The organism is Stutzerimonas kunmingensis (assembly GCF_021432085.1).
Lineage (GTDB): Bacteria > Pseudomonadota > Gammaproteobacteria > Pseudomonadales > Pseudomonadaceae > Stutzerimonas.
In genome coordinates this window covers 1,360,525-1,375,242 of record NZ_CP090366.1, presented here as the reverse complement: position 1 = coordinate 1,375,242, position 14,718 = coordinate 1,360,525, and the positions used below count along the sequence as shown (strand labels likewise).

Here is a 14,718-nt window from a genome sequence, read left to right as displayed (position 1 = left end):
CAATGAGCACATTGCAGACACCGCCGGCGCCAGGCCTCGCTGCACAGCCTGAGCCTGAGCCGGCGCTGAAGCTGGCCGGCGTGGGCCACACCCACGCTGGCGGCCAGATCGCACTGTGCGGGCTCGACCTGCAGGTTGCGCAGGGTGAACGGGTCGCCATCATTGGCCCGTCCGGGGCTGGCAAGACCACGCTGCTGCGCCTGCTGGCCACATCGCTCAAGCCTGATCAGGGTGATCTCGAGCTGCTCGGCAAACGCCCCTGGACACTCTCGGCGGGCGCTCGCCAACGCCTGCGCAGCCAGATCGGTCTGATCCACCAGGCGCCGCCGCTACCGCCGCGACAGCGGGTGGTGACGGCGGTACTGGCGGGGCGTCTTGGCAAATGGTCGCTAGCCAAAAGCCTCCTCACCCTGCTTTATCCTCTGGACCGCCGTGGCGCTGCCGAGGCGCTTGGGCGCCTCGATCTTGCCGACAAGCTGTACATGCGCTGCGATCAGCTATCCGGCGGCCAGCTGCAGCGGGTCGGGATCGCCCGCATGCTTTACCAGGCGCCGGAGCTGATCCTCGCCGACGAACCCGTCTCAGCCATGGACCCGGTGCTCGCCAGTCACACGCTGGGCGTGCTCAACCGCGAGGCGCAACGTCGCAACGCCACGCTGCTGGCGAGCCTGCACGCGGTGGAGCTGGCACTGGAACACTTTCCGCGAATCGTCGGCGTGCGTGACGGCCGCATCCTGTTCGACAAGCCTGCCGGCGAAATCGGCCCCGACGAGCTGGCGGCGCTGTATGCCAATGAGCAGCTTCAGCATGCCCCGTCGCCACCTGCTGCAGCGACCCCGCCACTGAACATTCCGCGATGCTGAACCCCGCAACTGTCCGACACGATCCTGCCGCCGCGCCACGCCTGATGTTGACCCTGCTGGCCGTGGCGCTGCTGTGGCCAGGGGTAAGGCTGAGCGAGCTGGACCTGGGTGTGCTGTTCGACGGCAGCAATGCCGACACCATGGGCACGTTTCTCTCAGCGTTCTGGCCACCGGAGCACAGTGGCGAATTCCTCGGCCTGCTCTGGCAGGCGACATTGGAGACCCTGGCGATCGCCACTGCCGGCATGACCCTGGCCCTGGCTGTCGCCTTCCCCTGCGCCCTGCTTGCCACCCGCGCGCTGTCGCTCTCGGCGCTCGGCCGTGCGGGTCGCCCTGCGTGGTGGGCGCAAGCGCTGCGCTGGCCGGTACGCGGCCTGCTGATCGTGCTGCGCAGCATCCCGGAAATCGTCTGGGCGCTGTTGTTCGTCCGCGCCGTAGGCCTGGGGCCGACCGCCGGCGTGCTGGCCATCGCCATCACCTACGCCGGCATGCTCGGCAAGGTCTACGCCGAGATCTTCGAGTCGGTCGACCCGCTCCCCGCCCGCGCACTGCTCGGTGCCGGCGCCTCGCGGCTGCAGGCATTTCTCTACGGCGTGCTGCCGCAGGCCACGGGCGAGATGCTGTCGTACAGCGTCTACCGCTGGGAATGTGCGATCCGCGCCTCGGTGGTGATGGGTTTCGTCGGCGCCGGTGGACTCGGCCAGCAGATGGACCTGTCGATGCGCATGTTCGCCGGCGGCGAAGTCGCCTCCATGTTGCTGACGTTCCTCGCGCTGGTGCTGCTGGCCGATCTGCTGAGCCGAATGCTGCGCTGGAGATTCACATGAGACGGCTGTCGCGCCTGCTGATTCCGGCCGGGCTGGTCGCGGCCGTGGTGGCTGCCTTTGCCTTCCTACAGCTGGAAAGCGCCGCGCTGCTCAGCCGAGACGGCCTTACGCAGATGGCCGCCTACGCTTCGGGATTCATGGCGCCGGACCTGTCGCCCGCGCATCTGCAGGCGATCGCTCGCGGCACGTTGGAAACACTGGCGATGTCGGCCGTCGGCACATTGCTCGCAGCCCTGTTCGGCTTGTTGCTGGCACTCCCCGCGGCTGGCCGTTTCGGTCTGCTGGCGCAGGCAGCATCGCGCCTGCTGCTCAATGCGCTACGGGCGATTCCGGAATTGGTTTGGGCCGCGCTGATGGTGCTGGCAGCGGGGCTCGGGCCAAACGCCGGCACCCTGGCGCTGGCGCTGCACACGGCTGGCGTGCTGGGGCGCCTGTTCGCCGAAGCGCTGGAAAATACCCCGCCGCAGCCCGCCGACGCCCTTCGCCTGGCCGGTAGCGGACGCATCGCGGCATTCTGCTACGGCACGCTGCCCTCGCTCTGGCCGCAACTGGTGGCCTACACGCTGTACCGCTGGGAAAACAATATTCGCATGGCCAGCGTGCTCGGCTTCGTTGGCGCCGGCGGCCTGGGCCAGATGCTCTACATGAGCCTCAGCCTGTTCCAGGAAGCCCAAGCCTCGACGGTGATTCTGGCCATGCTGGCGATGGTACTGGCGGTCGACAGCCTGAGTGCCTGGGCCAGGCAGCGCTGGGTGCGAGGCTGACTTAAACCTGAGCTCGCCCCATTTCAGTGCAATGCAGGTTTGCCGACGCGCTCCTGCACCAGCACCCAGGGTGCGACCACGACGGCCCAGAGGTCGGGGTCACGCTCCAGCCAGTCCTGCGCCTGCTCGGGCTGCATCTTCGACAGCTGTCCGCCGTGGAGCCACGCCGCTACCTTGGTCTGATCGTCCTCGGCGACGGCTAGCGCCACCTCGACCAGATCAGCATCGCCAGCCACCTGCAGCAGCGCTCCGCGAGCGAAGAACGGCTGCAGTTCTTCCCAGGTAATCGCTGCGGTTTCGCCCAACAGCTTGGCATAAAGAGTGCTTGCGTCGTCGGCCATGGGAATCACCAGGTTCGGAAAGCGCGCAATGATACCCGCGCCCCGATTCCCATCAAACGGTTGAATCTGCCGGCTGTGCAAACGGAGGAGACACTTCTACACTGTGCCGGTACAGTTGCCGGAGCGTTTCGGGATGTTCGCCTCTTAACGGCACTCGGGCCCGCAGGATTCAAACAATAACGATGCAAGTGGAGCACTTATGAAGACCAACCAGCGTCTTTCGAAAATTTTCCTGGCAATGGCACTGACCGGCGCAGCCAGCTACACCCTGGCCGCCGACACGATCCGCATCGGATTGGCAGGGCCGGTAACCGGGCCGGTGGCGCAGTACGGGGACATGCAGTTCATCGGGGCCGAAATGGCCATCGAGCAGATCAACAAGGCCGGCGGGGTGAACGGCCAGCAACTGGAAGGCGTACGCTACGACGACGCCTGCGATCCGAAGCAGGCCGTGGCGGTGGCCAACAAGATCGTCAATGACGAAGTGCAGTTCGTTGTCGGCCACCTCTGCTCCAGCTCCACTCAGCCGGCGTCCGACATCTATGAGGACGAAGGCATCCTGATGATCACCGCGGCTTCCACCAGCCCGGACATCACCTCCCGCGGTTACGAGCTGATCTTCCGCACCATCGGCCTCGACAGCCTGCAGGGCCCGACCGCCGGCAACTTCATTGCCGACCACGTCAAGCCGAAGAACGTCGCCGTCATCCATGACAAGCAGCAGTACGGTGAAGGCATCGCCACTGCCGTCAAGCAGACCCTGGAAAGCAAGAACATCAAGGTCGGCCTGTTCGAAGGCATCAATGCCGGCGACAAGGACTTCTCGTCGCTGATCGCCAAGCTCAAGCGTGAAGGCGTGGATTTTGTCTACTACGGCGGCTACCACCCGGAACTGGGTCTGCTGCTGCGTCAGTCCAAGGAAAAAGGCCTGAACGTACGCTTCATGGGTCCGGAAGGCGTCGGCAACTCGGAAATCTCCGCCATCGCCGGCCCGGCTTCCGAAGGCATGTACGTGACGCTGCCGAAGTCGTTCGATCAGGACCCGCGCAACAAGGAACTGGTAGACGGCTTCAAGGCCAAGAAGCAGGACCCGAGCGGCCCGTTCGTATTCCCCGCCTACGCCGCCGTGCAGGTCATTGCCGAAGGTATCGAGAAAGCCGGCAGCACCGACACCGCCAAGGTCGCCGAGGCGCTGCGCAGCAATACCTTCGACACTCCGACCGGCATGCTCTCCTTCGACGAGAAGGGCGACCTGAAGGACTTCAACTTCGTCGTCTACGAATGGCACCAGGACGGCACCAAGACCGAAGCCAAGTAAATTCCATCAGCCTGACGAAGCCCACACTTGCTTGTGGGCTTTGTTTTAAGCAGGCGGCCCAGCCAAAAGCACCCGGGTCGCCCTGCCGTACCTGTAATTCAACGAGCGGCCTGAACAGCAGGCCCACCTCGAACCGATGCCGTGCGTGATCCGCAGGGCACCGTACCGCAGTGGCGCCGCGCCAGGGTGTGCGGTGCGTTCGACGTGGGCAGCGCAGCAGACCGAAACGCAATTGCAGGGACTTCGGGAGAGCAGTGATGCCTGAGCTTTACCACTACCTACAACAGCTGATCAACGGGCTCACCGTTGGCAGCACCTATGCGCTGATCGCCATCGGCTACACGATGGTGTACGGCATCATCGGCATGATCAACTTCGCCCACGGCGAGGTGTACATGATCGGCTCGTATGTCGCCTTCATCGCCATTGTCGGCCTGTCCATGATGGGCCTGGATGCGCTGCCTATCTTGATGATGGGTGCGTTCGTCGCCGCCATCATCGTCACCAGCGCCTACGGTTACAGCATCGAACGGGTCGCCTACCGCCCGCTACGTGGCAGCAATCGCCTGATTCCGCTGATCTCGGCCATCGGCATGTCGATCTTCCTGCAGAACGTCGTGCTGCTGGCTCAGGACTCCAAGGACAAGGCGATTCCCAACCTGATGCCGGGCAATCTGGTGTTCGGTGAAAGCACCATGAATGGCGTGGTGATTTCGTACATGCAGATCCTGATCTTCGTGGTCACCTTCGTTGCCATGTACGGGCTGACGATGTTCATCTCGCGGTCACGTCTGGGGCGCGCCTGCCGCGCCTGCGCAGAAGACCTGAAGATGGCCAACCTGCTGGGCATCAACACCAACGGCATCATCGCCCTGACCTTTGTCATCGGTGCTGCGCTGGCCGCCATCGCAGCTGTGCTGATCAGCATGCAGTACGGCGTGATCAACCCGCACATCGGCTTTCTCGCCGGCATCAAGGCATTCACCGCTGCAGTACTCGGCGGCATTGGCAGCATTCCAGGCGCCATGCTCGGCGGCTTGGTGCTTGGTGTGGCCGAGGCCTTCGGTGCTGACATCTTCGGCGACCAGTACAAGGACGTCGTGGCGTTCAGCCTGCTGGTGCTGGTCCTGCTGTTCCGCCCCACCGGCATCCTCGGCCGCCCGGAGGTGGAAAAGGTATGACCGGCAATCTCCGTACAGCCTTCTTCAGCGCCCTGCTGGTCATCGCCGTTGCGGTACCGGTATTCGGCCTGAAGCTCACCACCGTCGGCATTCGCGTCGAAGTGCATGGCGCCGAAGCCGGTACGTTCTGGATCATTGCTGCCTGCGCGGTAGCCATGTTCGTCTGGCAACTGTTCCGTACTCACCTGGCCGCCGGCTGGGCCGCCAGCCCGAGCCTGCCGAGCGTACCCGCAGGTGCAGGCAGCTTCCTTACCCTGCCCTCGACCCAACGCTGGATCATCATCGCTCTGATCCTCGTCGCGCTGGCGTGGCCGTTCTATGGGTCACGTGGCGCGGTGGACATCGCCACGCTGATCCTGATCTACGTGATGCTCGGCCTCGGCCTGAACATCGTCGTCGGTCTGGCCGGCCTGCTCGACCTGGGTTACGTCGGCTTCTACGCCGTCGGTGCCTACACCTATGCGCTGCTCTCGCACTACTACGGGGTCGGGTTCTGGACTGCACTGCCCATCGCCGGCGCGATGGCGGCGCTGTTCGGCTTCCTGCTGGGCTTCCCGGTGTTGCGCCTGCGCGGTGACTATCTGGCCATCGTGACTCTCGGCTTCGGCGAGATCATCCGCATCCTGCTGCGCAACATGACCGACCTCACCGGCGGCCCGAACGGCATCAGCGGCATCGACAAACCGACCCTGTTCGGCCTGTCATTCGACCGCCGCGCAGCCGAGGGCATGCAGACGTTCCACGAGTATTTCGGCGTGGCCTATAACTCGGTGAACAAGGTGATCTTCCTCTACCTGATTGCCCTGCTACTGGTGCTGTTGACGTTGTTCGTGATCAACCGCCTGCTACGCATGCCTATCGGACGCGCCTGGGAAGCCCTGCGCGAAGACGAGATCGCCTGCCGCGCGCTGGGCATGAATCCCACCGTGATCAAGCTCTCGGCCTTCACCCTAGGTGCAACCTTCGCCGGGTTTGCCGGCAGCTTCTTCGCCGCACGCCAGGGGTTGGTATCGCCGGAGTCGTTCACCTTCATCGAGTCGGCGATCATCCTCGCCATCGTCGTGCTGGGTGGCATGGGCTCGCAGCTCGGGGTGATCCTCGCAGCCATCGTGATGATCCTGCTGCCTGAGCTGATGCGCGAATTCAGCGAATACCGCATGTTGATGTTCGGTGCCCTGATGGTGCTGATGATGATCTGGCGTCCGCAAGGCCTGCTGCCGATGCAACGCCCACACCTGGAGCTGAAGCAATGAGCCGCCCGATTCTAGAAGTACGCGGCCTGATGATGCGTTTTGGCGGCCTGCTGGCGGTCAACGAGGTGGGGCTGACGGTACATGACAAACAGGTGGTTTCGATGATCGGCCCCAACGGCGCCGGCAAGACCACGGTGTTCAACTGCCTGACCGGCTTCTATCAGCCGACCGCGGGGGAAATCCTCCTCGACGGCACGCCGATCCACGGCCTGCCTGGCCACAAGATCGCTCGTCAGGGCGTGGTGCGCACGTTCCAGAACGTCCGCCTGTTCAAGGACATGACGGCCGTGGAAAACCTGTTGGTGGCCCAGCACCGTCACCTGAACACCGGCTTCCTTGCCGGCTTGTTCAAGACGCCGGCGTTTCGCAAGAGCGAGCGCGAGGCGATGGACTTCGCTGCGCACTGGCTGGAACAGGTCAATCTGACCGATGTCGCCAATCGACCGGCAGGCACCCTCGCCTACGGCCAGCAGCGCCGTCTGGAGATCGCCCGCTGCATGATGACGCGCCCGCGCATCCTCATGCTCGACGAACCGGCGGCCGGCCTGAACCCCAGAGAAACCGAGGACCTCAAGGCCCTGATCGCCATGCTACGCGACAAACACGGGGTCACCGTGCTGCTGATCGAGCACGACATGAAGCTGGTCATGAGCATTTCCGACCACATCTACGTGATCAATCAGGGCACCCCGCTGGCCAATGGTTCACCCGAGCAAGTCCGTAACAATCCGGACGTGATCAAAGCCTATCTGGGGGAGGCGTAAGCATGCTGACTTTCGAAAACGTCTCGACCTTCTACGGCAAGATCCAGGCCCTGCACGACATCAACGTGCAGGTCGAACAGGGCGAGATCGTCACCCTGATCGGCGCCAACGGTGCCGGCAAGTCGACCCTGCTGATGACCCTGTGCGGCTCGCCGCAGGCGGCCAGTGGCAGCATCCGCTTCCAGGGCGAGGAGCTGGTCGGCCAGCAGACCTGCGACATCATGCGCAAGGCCATCGCCGTGGTACCCGAAGGGCGGCGGATCTTCGCCCGCCTGACGGTTGAGGAAAATCTCTCCATGGGCGGCTTCTTCACCGGCAAGACGAACTTCCAGGAGCAACTGGACAAGGTGCTCGGCCTGTTCCCGCGGCTCAAGGAGCGCTACCAGCAACGCGGTGGCACCATGTCCGGCGGTGAACAGCAGATGCTCGCCATCGCCCGCGCGCTGATGAGCAAACCCAAGCTGCTGCTACTCGACGAGCCATCGCTGGGCTTGGCGCCGATCATCATCCAGCAGATTTTCGAGATCATCGAACAGCTGCGTGAGGATGGCGTGACGGTGTTCCTGGTCGAGCAGAACGCCAACCAGGCGCTCAAGCTGGCCGACCGCGGTTACGTGCTGGAGAACGGGCATATCGTCATGCAGGGCAGCGGTCAGGATCTGCTGACCGATCCGAAGGTCCGTGACGCTTATCTGGGGGGCTGAACCAGGTCCTGCGTCTGCACCGAGCCCCGCCTCCTGGCGGGGCTTTTTATTTTCCCGCCGACGTGCGTAGCCAGCCGCCCGCAGGCTCCCCGGCGAACCCCTGCCCCGCCCCGGCAGTCGAAGAACCCGCTATGCTTTTCCCTCCGCTCACTCACGCCGTATTGCCCCGTCAAGGAGACCTCACGATGCGCCACTGCCTGTTCGGCCTGCTCATGGTTGCCAGCGTCACTGCGAATGCCGAGATTCAGACGCAGGAAATCCCCTACACCGCTGCCGATGGCACCGAGATGATCGGCTATTACGCCTATGACGACGCCATCGAAGGCAAGCGTCCCGGCATCGTCGTGGTACACGAATGGTGGGGGCTGAACGACTACGCCAAGCAGCGCGCTCGCGACCTCGCTGAGCTGGGCTACAGCGCGTTGGCCATCGACATGTACGGCGAAGGCAAGAACACCGATCACCCGAAAGACGCCATGAGCTTCATGCAGGCGGCACTGAAGGACGCCGATGCTGCCAAGGGCCGCTTCAATGCCGGCCTCGATCTGCTCAAGGAGCAGGCCCAGACCGATACCGCCAAACTGGGCGCGGTGGGCTACTGCTTCGGCGGCAAGGTGGTTCTGGACATGGCGCGACAGGGTGTGCCGCTGGAAGGCGTGGTCAGCTTCCACGGCGCGCTGGCCACCGAAACCCGCGCCGCCCCCGGCAGCGTCAAGGCGCGTGTGCTGGTCGAGCATGGCAGCGAGGACAGCATGATCAGCACCGACGACATCGCCGCGCTGAACGTCGAGATGGTCAAGGCCGGTGCCGACTACCAGTTCGTCAGCCTGCCCGGCGCCAAGCACGGTTTCACCAATCCGGGCGCCGACGCCCACCAGAAGAATGGCCTGGACGTCGCCTATCAGAAGGCCGCGGACGAACGCTCCTGGCGCGACATGCAACGCTTTTTCGAAGACACTTTCGGCACGCCGGCAACCGCTCGGGCGCAGTGATCGGCTCGCTTCTCGACCGTGATTCGTCCCGGCGGCACGCCTGCCGCCGGGCCGCGTGCTAGCATTGCGCGCACAACTCACCGTCGATCACGAGTCATGGCCGAACACGATTTCCGCTACACCCTGCTCAACCCCGCCCACACCCTCACCGAATGCCGTGCGCTGGCGCCGGGCCGCTATCAGGTAACCGGCAATGGCGGCTCGATTCGCAGCGGCGATGTACTGATCGTCACGCTCAAGGGCAGCCGCGACCTTTCCCAGCGCCTGACAGTGGAGAAGGTCCGCCACCTGATCAACCCACCGGGGCAATGGATGGCGGTGGCCAGCGGGCCGGTATTCCGCGAACTGGAAATCCTCAACTGGCAGGTCGCCTGCGACAGCTGCGGCAAACAGCTGGACTTCGAGTTCGCCGTGGATGCCAAGCTCGGCGAGGCCGCGCGCAAGCCCGCCGCACAGGCGCGCATCACCGAATTGGGCTGGTCCGGTCAGAACAACCAGCACCGCTGCCCCAGCTGCCAGAAGGAGCAACAGGCATGACTCCACGAATCCTGCCACTCATCGCAGTCCTAGGCCTGACAGGCTGTGCCACCGAACAGCTCGAACTGCAACGCGACGTCACCTACATCGCCGAATGGATCGGCGATGACGCCGTGATCGGCCGCACCCCCGTCTCGCTCACGCTGAGCGACGGCCGCGCCTACGGCAACGCGGGCTGCAACCACTGGTTCGGCAGTTACGAGCGTGATGGCCAGCAGATCCGCTTCAGCAACCTGGGCAGCACACGCAAGATGTGCGCGGAGGAAATCATGGAGCAGGAGCACCACTTCCTCGATCTGCTCAATCGCGTCGAGCGCTGGGATGTCTCCAACATCGACCAACTGCGCCTCTGGCCCGCCCAGGGCACCCCGCTACGGCTCTGGCCGGAACAGGAATAACGCGCCAAATGTGCGCATGCAACAAGGCATGCGCACTGCTTTCACGCGAGATCACATCTGCCGACCCTTCCTTACGACGCATCTGACACAGCGCCTGGGACCCGCCGCCCCGCGGATTCCGGCGCTCAGCGCCTGCGAACAAGTCCGAGCAAAGCCGCCTGCCGACCTTCACGAAACTGGCACATCCAGTGCATAGACTGAATCAACCAGTTTCGGGGACCCTGGTACAGGCAGGCCAGGGATTCCCCTCTTTTACACCCGGACGAAAAGGCCGCTCATTGAGCGGCCTTTTTGCGTTTGCGGTAACCCGGCCTCCTAGCGATAGACTTCTCCGCGGAAGATCAGCGGTTTCGAGCCTGCGTAGATGCCGAAGGAGGCGAGGCCCCGACCCGCCTCGCGCCCAGCGCCGCTCCAGTCATAACGAAGCCACTCAGGCATGCCCGGCAGCGATACCTGGACTGATCCATCATTTCCGGAGCCCGGCGCGCTGAGCGCCACCTGGCCCGTTCCCAAGCCAATGCTGGCTAACACCGCAGTTGTCTCGCCGTTGGCAAGCCGGTCGGTGAAACCGTCCAATTGCACGCTGCCGAGCGCAGCCTCGCTAGTACATTGGTCTTCAGTCTCAATCCGAAAAGCGGAGCCGCCTGCGGTCGTTTGCCAGGACTCGATCGTGAGCGGCAGCACTAACGGCTGCAGCTCCGAGCCATGCGCATTGCCGATCTGGATACGACCAAGCCGCACCTCGCTGCCGGGCTGATCGGTGAAGGCGTAGCTGAAAGGCTGGCAATCGGTATCCGCCACACACACAGCGTCGGCGTCGGTCAAACTGGGCGCAGAAAACGTTTGGACGACCCTCGCGGTGAATGGCAGATCGTCCGCCGATGGTTTGTCGGCAGGGGAATACATGAGCGACTGACCGCTCCAGCGATAAGTCCTGCTGCCATCGCCGTCATCCGCTCCTACGATTGCAACCGTAGAGCTCCCGGTCGCGAAAAGGCGCGCGTCCAACCCGGCACGCCCTACGGCCGATGCATAGTCACCGACCTCTGGTGCAAGCAGGCGCCAGAACTCTCCGCGATCATAGTTCTGAGTTACGCTACCCTGGCGGTTATAGCCAGTAACAGTCAGCGACGGCTCCCATCCGGCAGCGAAATCCATCGGCTGGCCTTGATAGCTGAATCTTAGGCCGCAACTGGGCGTCAGGCTGGCGCTGCCGGTAGCGCCGAGAAATGCCGGTGAGAACCTTCCGAGCCGGTTGCTCCTTCCACCATCTATCGGTTCGTCGAAATAATCCGGCGGCGTGGCGACCAAGCGAAAGATGCCCACTTCCGATATAGACATCACGGTCTGCTGAGCGGCGTCGACCAGCTTCGTCTCTACACCCCGAACATGGGAGTAAGCAGTCAATGAGAGCGTCCCGGTCTCGCCGGACGCGGGAGCCAGCAACTCACTGGTCAGAGCGATCCCGGCCAACTCGAAGTTCGGCGTCGTGATATTCCCAACGCACAACTGGTCAGCTGAAAGCGCCTCGCCGTCACTCTGCCAACCCACTGCCCGAACCGAGACCGGGAAAGGATCGCCGGCCCGGATGATCGTCCCATCGTTGCTGAACAATGGGCACGTGGTGTCGTCACTGGCACACGCCTGTTCCGCCGCAGGAATCGTCTGGATGCAGAGTCCGTAGGGCTTGCTGACGAACTGGTCGCTGCCGTGCATCAGCAGCCCTGCCTCATTGCCCGATGTGGGCGCATATCGTGCTGCCAGGGTCATCAGGCCGGCGTCGTCGTAGCGCACCGAAAGCCTGGCAACTGCCTGACTGTCGAAACTGAGCGGCACCTCAGTCTCGTTCGCGCCTATTGCCTGACCATTGACGATCACAGGATGAGTGCCAGTCGCCGGATTGGCATAGGTTGAACTGAACACGATGTTTCGCGTGCCGCCCGCGAAGCCCGGCTTGCACTCCAACGGATCGTCTGGATCGGCCTTGACCGCACGGAAGGCGATCTCTTCCTGGGGCTTGGCCGCGGTAAGCGTAGGAACATCGAACAGAAAGCCGCTCTCTACGGCCATCAGCTTGCACCCTGCTGTCGAACAGGTCGTGGTATTGAATGACAACGCCGACGGGGTCGATCCGCCGACGCCAATCACGGCTTCGCCCACTTTGGTGACCTGGACACTCGCCCTGCCTTGGCCACCTGTGAAGTTGACGGTGCTCCCGTTCTGCCAGACTGCGCCATCCGTGGAGGTCAGCGCGACTGATACTGGATCCGTGTAGCGCTGCGAGCAATCTTCATTCAGGCACGCCGTAACGATGACTTCTTGGGGGCTGCAGGTAAGGACAGGCGTCGAGTAGCTCAGGTCGAAATGATGTATCTGCTGGCCGATCGGCTTGATCTCGCTTGCGCAGACCTGCAGGTCATCGATCTCGTGGATGTTGTTCGAGCCACCGGTGGACCCCGTCAGGGACAAGTAGAGATTTTCCGGGATCGACGTCTGGCCTGATGCGGCCAGAGCATCGAAACTCTCCAACCCCGGAAGCACCACGAATCCTGATCCAGTATCGCGCTCGACGGTAACCAGCGCCTTGCCTGCCGTTCGCGCGTCTATGGTGATGCGGTAGATGTGGCCAGGTGCAGGGCTGTTGCTGGATGCACTGTCTACCCCTGGATTAAGCCCTGCCGGGGTGCCAGCAAGGTAGCGATAACCGGATGTGCCGGAGCCTGGGCCACGTATCGAAACCGAGTCCTGCCGCAACCCTGGTCCACCCTGGCGATTTTCCGTCGGGTTGGAAAAGTTACCGTATTCGTCCAGCGCGATACCCAGCCACCCCCCTGCGAAGCCGCTGGTGGAATTGAGCTGCGCATAGCCCAGCGAGCCTCCGTACCCACCCGGCTGTGGCGTCTGCGTGGCATCCGAAAGGATCAACGCGATGCCGTCAGCCCCATTGCCGTTGTAGGCGTAGTACTTGAACTGCGCCTGGATGAAATTGCCCTCTCCCGGAAACAGTCGTTGCAAGGCACTCGCCGTGGCCACGTTGCCCTGATTGCTGGTCAGGCGCAGTCGGTTGCCGATGATGGCAGGCGTGAACCCCGTGAGGCCTCGACTGGATACCACCCAATCGGTGCCCAACAGCGGCCTGTCGAAATCATCGCTGACGCACTGCAGTGCCTGACTACAGGCATGGCGCTCGGTCGCCAACGCAGCGATATCCGAGTCGCTGAGCGCGCCTTGATAGATGCGCAACTCGTCGAGATCGCCGTCGAAATAGCGACCGGCGAGCTGGTCCCAGCCCAGTTGCAGTGGATCGCTGTTGGCGAGCGGAGTACCACTGAGGCTCGCCTGGCCTGCCACCGCTCCGTTTATATAGATCGACTGCTGGGCCGCGGTATAACGAATTACCACATGATTCCACTGGCCAACCGCCACCTTGCCAGTACTGCTGAACTCCCGGGTGGCGTTCGGGCCGGTGGTTTGCCACCACCAGTTGACCGTGCCGTCCGGGCGCAGGTGGAACTCGTAGTTTTCGTCCTTGGACAGAATGCTCATGAGGCCGCTTGCTGGTAGCGTCCGCGGTCTGACCCACACTCCAATGGTGAACTCCTGCTGCAGGCTCAGCAGATCACTATGCGCGGTCTGAACATATTGCCGGGACGCAGCAGTAAAGCTGCCATAACGGCAGGTGCCCTGTCCGCCAACCGTGGGAAGCGCCGGCGTCGTAGCTGCGGTCCACGCACCGTTGTAGGCCTGACCGTTAAGGTTGTTGCCGGAGCGATCCAGTACTTCGCCAGCCGCTCCACTCCAACTCCCCTCGTTCAGCCACCAGCTAAGCAGCAAAGTCTTGCTCTTGCAGGCGTTCGCCGGCGTGGAGTTTGGCCGGCAGGTGCCATAGACGGCACTGCCATCGCGCACATTGACCGTGGAGTAACTCGGCGCAGTGAGGTCACCATAGACCTGCGATCCAAACAGGCTGATTGCGTTGTAGCGAGACGTCATCGTGACAGACGCGGCCGAAGAGCCAACCGTGCTGTCGGTAAAAGAAATCGACCCTGCTACGACCGTACCGGACAGCATCGTCACGTTACTGAACGTGGCGGGGTTGTTTACCGAGGAGAAATCGCCCTGGATGGTCCCACCGGTAATCGATAGCGAAGACGACCCCGAACGGGCTCCACCTTGAAGATTGGTTCCAGTGGTTACCACGTTACAGCAGTCGCTGTTGACCAGCCCGGCCACGCTGCCGCCGCTAAGCGTGATGGATTCGCTATTGGCAGTTACCGTGCCTGCCACTGCGACGCTGGTGAGCCGAATCGAGCCCGAGACCGAGCTGACATCCCCTCCGACGCTGCCACCGCTCATCGTGACCGAGTTTTTCCCAGTCAGGCTGCCAGCGATTGTCGCGTTGCCCAACGAAATATTGCCGTTGGACGACACCGCCCCACTAAAACTGGACGTGCCGGTCGTCGTGACGCCATTCCAGTCAGCCTCTATGGAGATTGGCCAGCTGCTGCTGCCGACGGTGGCACTGGCAATCGAGAAACCGACAGCCCGTAGCGTTACAGCACCGCTTGCAGCGAGCATGTCGCCCGCACTTAGCGTTACCTGGCCCGAGCACGTGAAGACACTATTGCCGTTGCTCTTGCTCCAGGTACCGCTGCATGGGGGCAGATTCTTCTGGTTAGGCTCCAGCGCATAGCTCTCGGCCATCGCCTGTCCTGCCAGGAGCAGCGTCCATACGGGCAAGAGCCGACAGACGGCCAACAATAGATGCACCATCAC

The 14,718-nt window shown here is 63.1% G+C and carries 13 protein-coding genes; 11 read left to right on the top strand and 2 right to left on the bottom strand.

Annotated features, from left to right (window positions below):
• Positions 1 to 2: 2 nt before the first annotated feature.
• Genes LW136_RS06380 through phnE form a run of 3 tightly spaced genes read left to right on the top strand, consistent with a single transcriptional unit; the run spans position 3 to position 2,454 of the window.
• Entirely contained in the window at positions 3 to 863 is an 861-nt protein-coding gene (locus LW136_RS06380) for a phosphonate ABC transporter ATP-binding protein (protein ID WP_234174768.1), read from the top strand.
• A complete protein-coding gene (locus LW136_RS06375; protein WP_234174767.1) occupies positions 857 to 1,690 on the top strand; it encodes a PhnE/PtxC family ABC transporter permease in 834 nt (277 codons plus the stop codon). The genes LW136_RS06380 and LW136_RS06375 overlap by 7 nt, the downstream gene beginning before the upstream one ends.
• Entirely contained in the window at positions 1,687 to 2,454 is a 768-nt protein-coding gene (gene phnE, locus LW136_RS06370; RefSeq protein WP_234174766.1) for a phosphonate ABC transporter, permease protein PhnE, read from the top strand. Before LW136_RS06375 ends, phnE begins: the two co-directional genes overlap by 4 nt.
• Before the next feature lie 23 nt (positions 2,455 to 2,477).
• On the opposite strand, the gene LW136_RS06365 is transcribed toward phnE, so the two are convergent.
• On the bottom strand, positions 2,478 to 2,795 hold the full coding sequence (locus tag LW136_RS06365; protein ID WP_014821206.1) for a DUF2288 domain-containing protein: 318 nt from the start codon (positions 2,793 to 2,795) through the stop codon (positions 2,478 to 2,480).
• 199 nt (positions 2,796 to 2,994) lie between these two features.
• Here LW136_RS06365 and LW136_RS06360 point away from each other — a divergent pair, with 199 nt between their 5' ends.
• The 8 genes from LW136_RS06360 to LW136_RS06325 all read left to right on the top strand — a co-directional run bounded on the left by LW136_RS06360 (position 2,995) and on the right by LW136_RS06325 (position 9,942).
• Positions 2,995 to 4,113: a branched-chain amino acid ABC transporter substrate-binding protein gene (locus LW136_RS06360; RefSeq protein WP_041013239.1), complete on the top strand. Its 1,119-nt coding sequence runs from the start codon at positions 2,995 to 2,997 to the stop codon at positions 4,111 to 4,113.
• Positions 4,114 to 4,370: 257 nt separating this feature from the next.
• Positions 4,371 to 5,294, top strand: coding sequence for a high-affinity branched-chain amino acid ABC transporter permease LivH (livH, locus tag LW136_RS06355; protein WP_003299167.1), 924 nt, complete (start codon positions 4,371 to 4,373; stop codon positions 5,292 to 5,294).
• The gene (locus tag LW136_RS06350; RefSeq protein ID WP_023444301.1) at positions 5,291 to 6,547 is read left to right on the top strand and encodes a high-affinity branched-chain amino acid ABC transporter permease LivM; all 1,257 of its coding nucleotides are present in this window, start codon (positions 5,291 to 5,293) and stop codon (positions 6,545 to 6,547) included. The genes livH and LW136_RS06350 overlap by 4 nt, the downstream gene beginning before the upstream one ends.
• Positions 6,544 to 7,311, top strand: coding sequence for a high-affinity branched-chain amino acid ABC transporter ATP-binding protein LivG (gene livG / locus LW136_RS06345; protein ID WP_023444302.1), 768 nt, complete (start codon positions 6,544 to 6,546; stop codon positions 7,309 to 7,311). The genes LW136_RS06350 and livG overlap by 4 nt, the downstream gene beginning before the upstream one ends.
• Before the next feature lie 2 nt (positions 7,312 to 7,313).
• Positions 7,314 to 8,015, top strand: a complete 702-nt coding sequence (locus tag LW136_RS06340; RefSeq protein WP_234174765.1) for an ABC transporter ATP-binding protein — start codon at positions 7,314 to 7,316, stop codon at positions 8,013 to 8,015.
• A 185-nt stretch (positions 8,016 to 8,200) separates the two neighbouring features.
• A complete protein-coding gene (locus tag LW136_RS06335) occupies positions 8,201 to 9,007 on the top strand; it encodes a dienelactone hydrolase family protein (RefSeq protein ID WP_041013237.1) in 807 nt (268 codons plus the stop codon).
• A 96-nt stretch (positions 9,008 to 9,103) separates the two neighbouring features.
• Positions 9,104 to 9,544, top strand: a complete 441-nt coding sequence (locus tag LW136_RS06330; protein WP_041013236.1) for a hypothetical protein — start codon at positions 9,104 to 9,106, stop codon at positions 9,542 to 9,544.
• Positions 9,541 to 9,942, top strand: coding sequence for an META domain-containing protein (locus LW136_RS06325; protein WP_041013235.1), 402 nt, complete (start codon positions 9,541 to 9,543; stop codon positions 9,940 to 9,942). The genes LW136_RS06330 and LW136_RS06325 overlap by 4 nt, the downstream gene beginning before the upstream one ends.
• Before the next feature lie 315 nt (positions 9,943 to 10,257).
• Here the strand turns inward: LW136_RS06325 and LW136_RS06320 are convergent, their stop codons facing one another.
• On the bottom strand, positions 10,258 to 14,646 hold the full coding sequence (locus LW136_RS06320; protein WP_158525222.1) for a DUF6701 domain-containing protein: 4,389 nt from the start codon (positions 14,644 to 14,646) through the stop codon (positions 10,258 to 10,260).
• Between the last annotated feature and the right edge of the window lie 72 nt (positions 14,647 to 14,718).

What these genes read in the sequence shown, in the direction of transcription:
- LW136_RS06320 (WP_158525222.1), bottom strand. Translation starts at nt 14,646, where the DNA reads ATGGCCGAGAGCTATGCGCTGGAGCCTAACCAGAAGAATCTGCCCCCA.
- LW136_RS06375 (WP_234174767.1), top strand. Translation starts at nt 857, where the DNA reads ATGCTGAACCCCGCAACTGTCCGACACGATCCTGCCGCCGCGCCACGC.
- LW136_RS06365 (WP_014821206.1), bottom strand. Translation starts at nt 2,795, where the DNA reads ATGGCCGACGACGCAAGCACTCTTTATGCCAAGCTGTTGGGCGAAACC.
- LW136_RS06340 (WP_234174765.1), top strand. Translation starts at nt 7,314, where the DNA reads ATGCTGACTTTCGAAAACGTCTCGACCTTCTACGGCAAGATCCAGGCC.
- LW136_RS06380 (WP_234174768.1), top strand. Translation starts at nt 3, where the DNA reads ATGAGCACATTGCAGACACCGCCGGCGCCAGGCCTCGCTGCACAGCCT.
- LW136_RS06360 (WP_041013239.1), top strand. Translation starts at nt 2,995, where the DNA reads ATGAAGACCAACCAGCGTCTTTCGAAAATTTTCCTGGCAATGGCACTG.
- LW136_RS06335 (WP_041013237.1), top strand. Translation starts at nt 8,201, where the DNA reads ATGCGCCACTGCCTGTTCGGCCTGCTCATGGTTGCCAGCGTCACTGCG.
- LW136_RS06325 (WP_041013235.1), top strand. Translation starts at nt 9,541, where the DNA reads ATGACTCCACGAATCCTGCCACTCATCGCAGTCCTAGGCCTGACAGGC.
- LW136_RS06330 (WP_041013236.1), top strand. Translation starts at nt 9,104, where the DNA reads ATGGCCGAACACGATTTCCGCTACACCCTGCTCAACCCCGCCCACACC.
- livH (WP_003299167.1), top strand. Translation starts at nt 4,371, where the DNA reads ATGCCTGAGCTTTACCACTACCTACAACAGCTGATCAACGGGCTCACC.
- LW136_RS06350 (WP_023444301.1), top strand. Translation starts at nt 5,291, where the DNA reads ATGACCGGCAATCTCCGTACAGCCTTCTTCAGCGCCCTGCTGGTCATC.
- phnE (WP_234174766.1), top strand. Translation starts at nt 1,687, where the DNA reads ATGAGACGGCTGTCGCGCCTGCTGATTCCGGCCGGGCTGGTCGCGGCC.
- livG (WP_023444302.1), top strand. Translation starts at nt 6,544, where the DNA reads ATGAGCCGCCCGATTCTAGAAGTACGCGGCCTGATGATGCGTTTTGGC.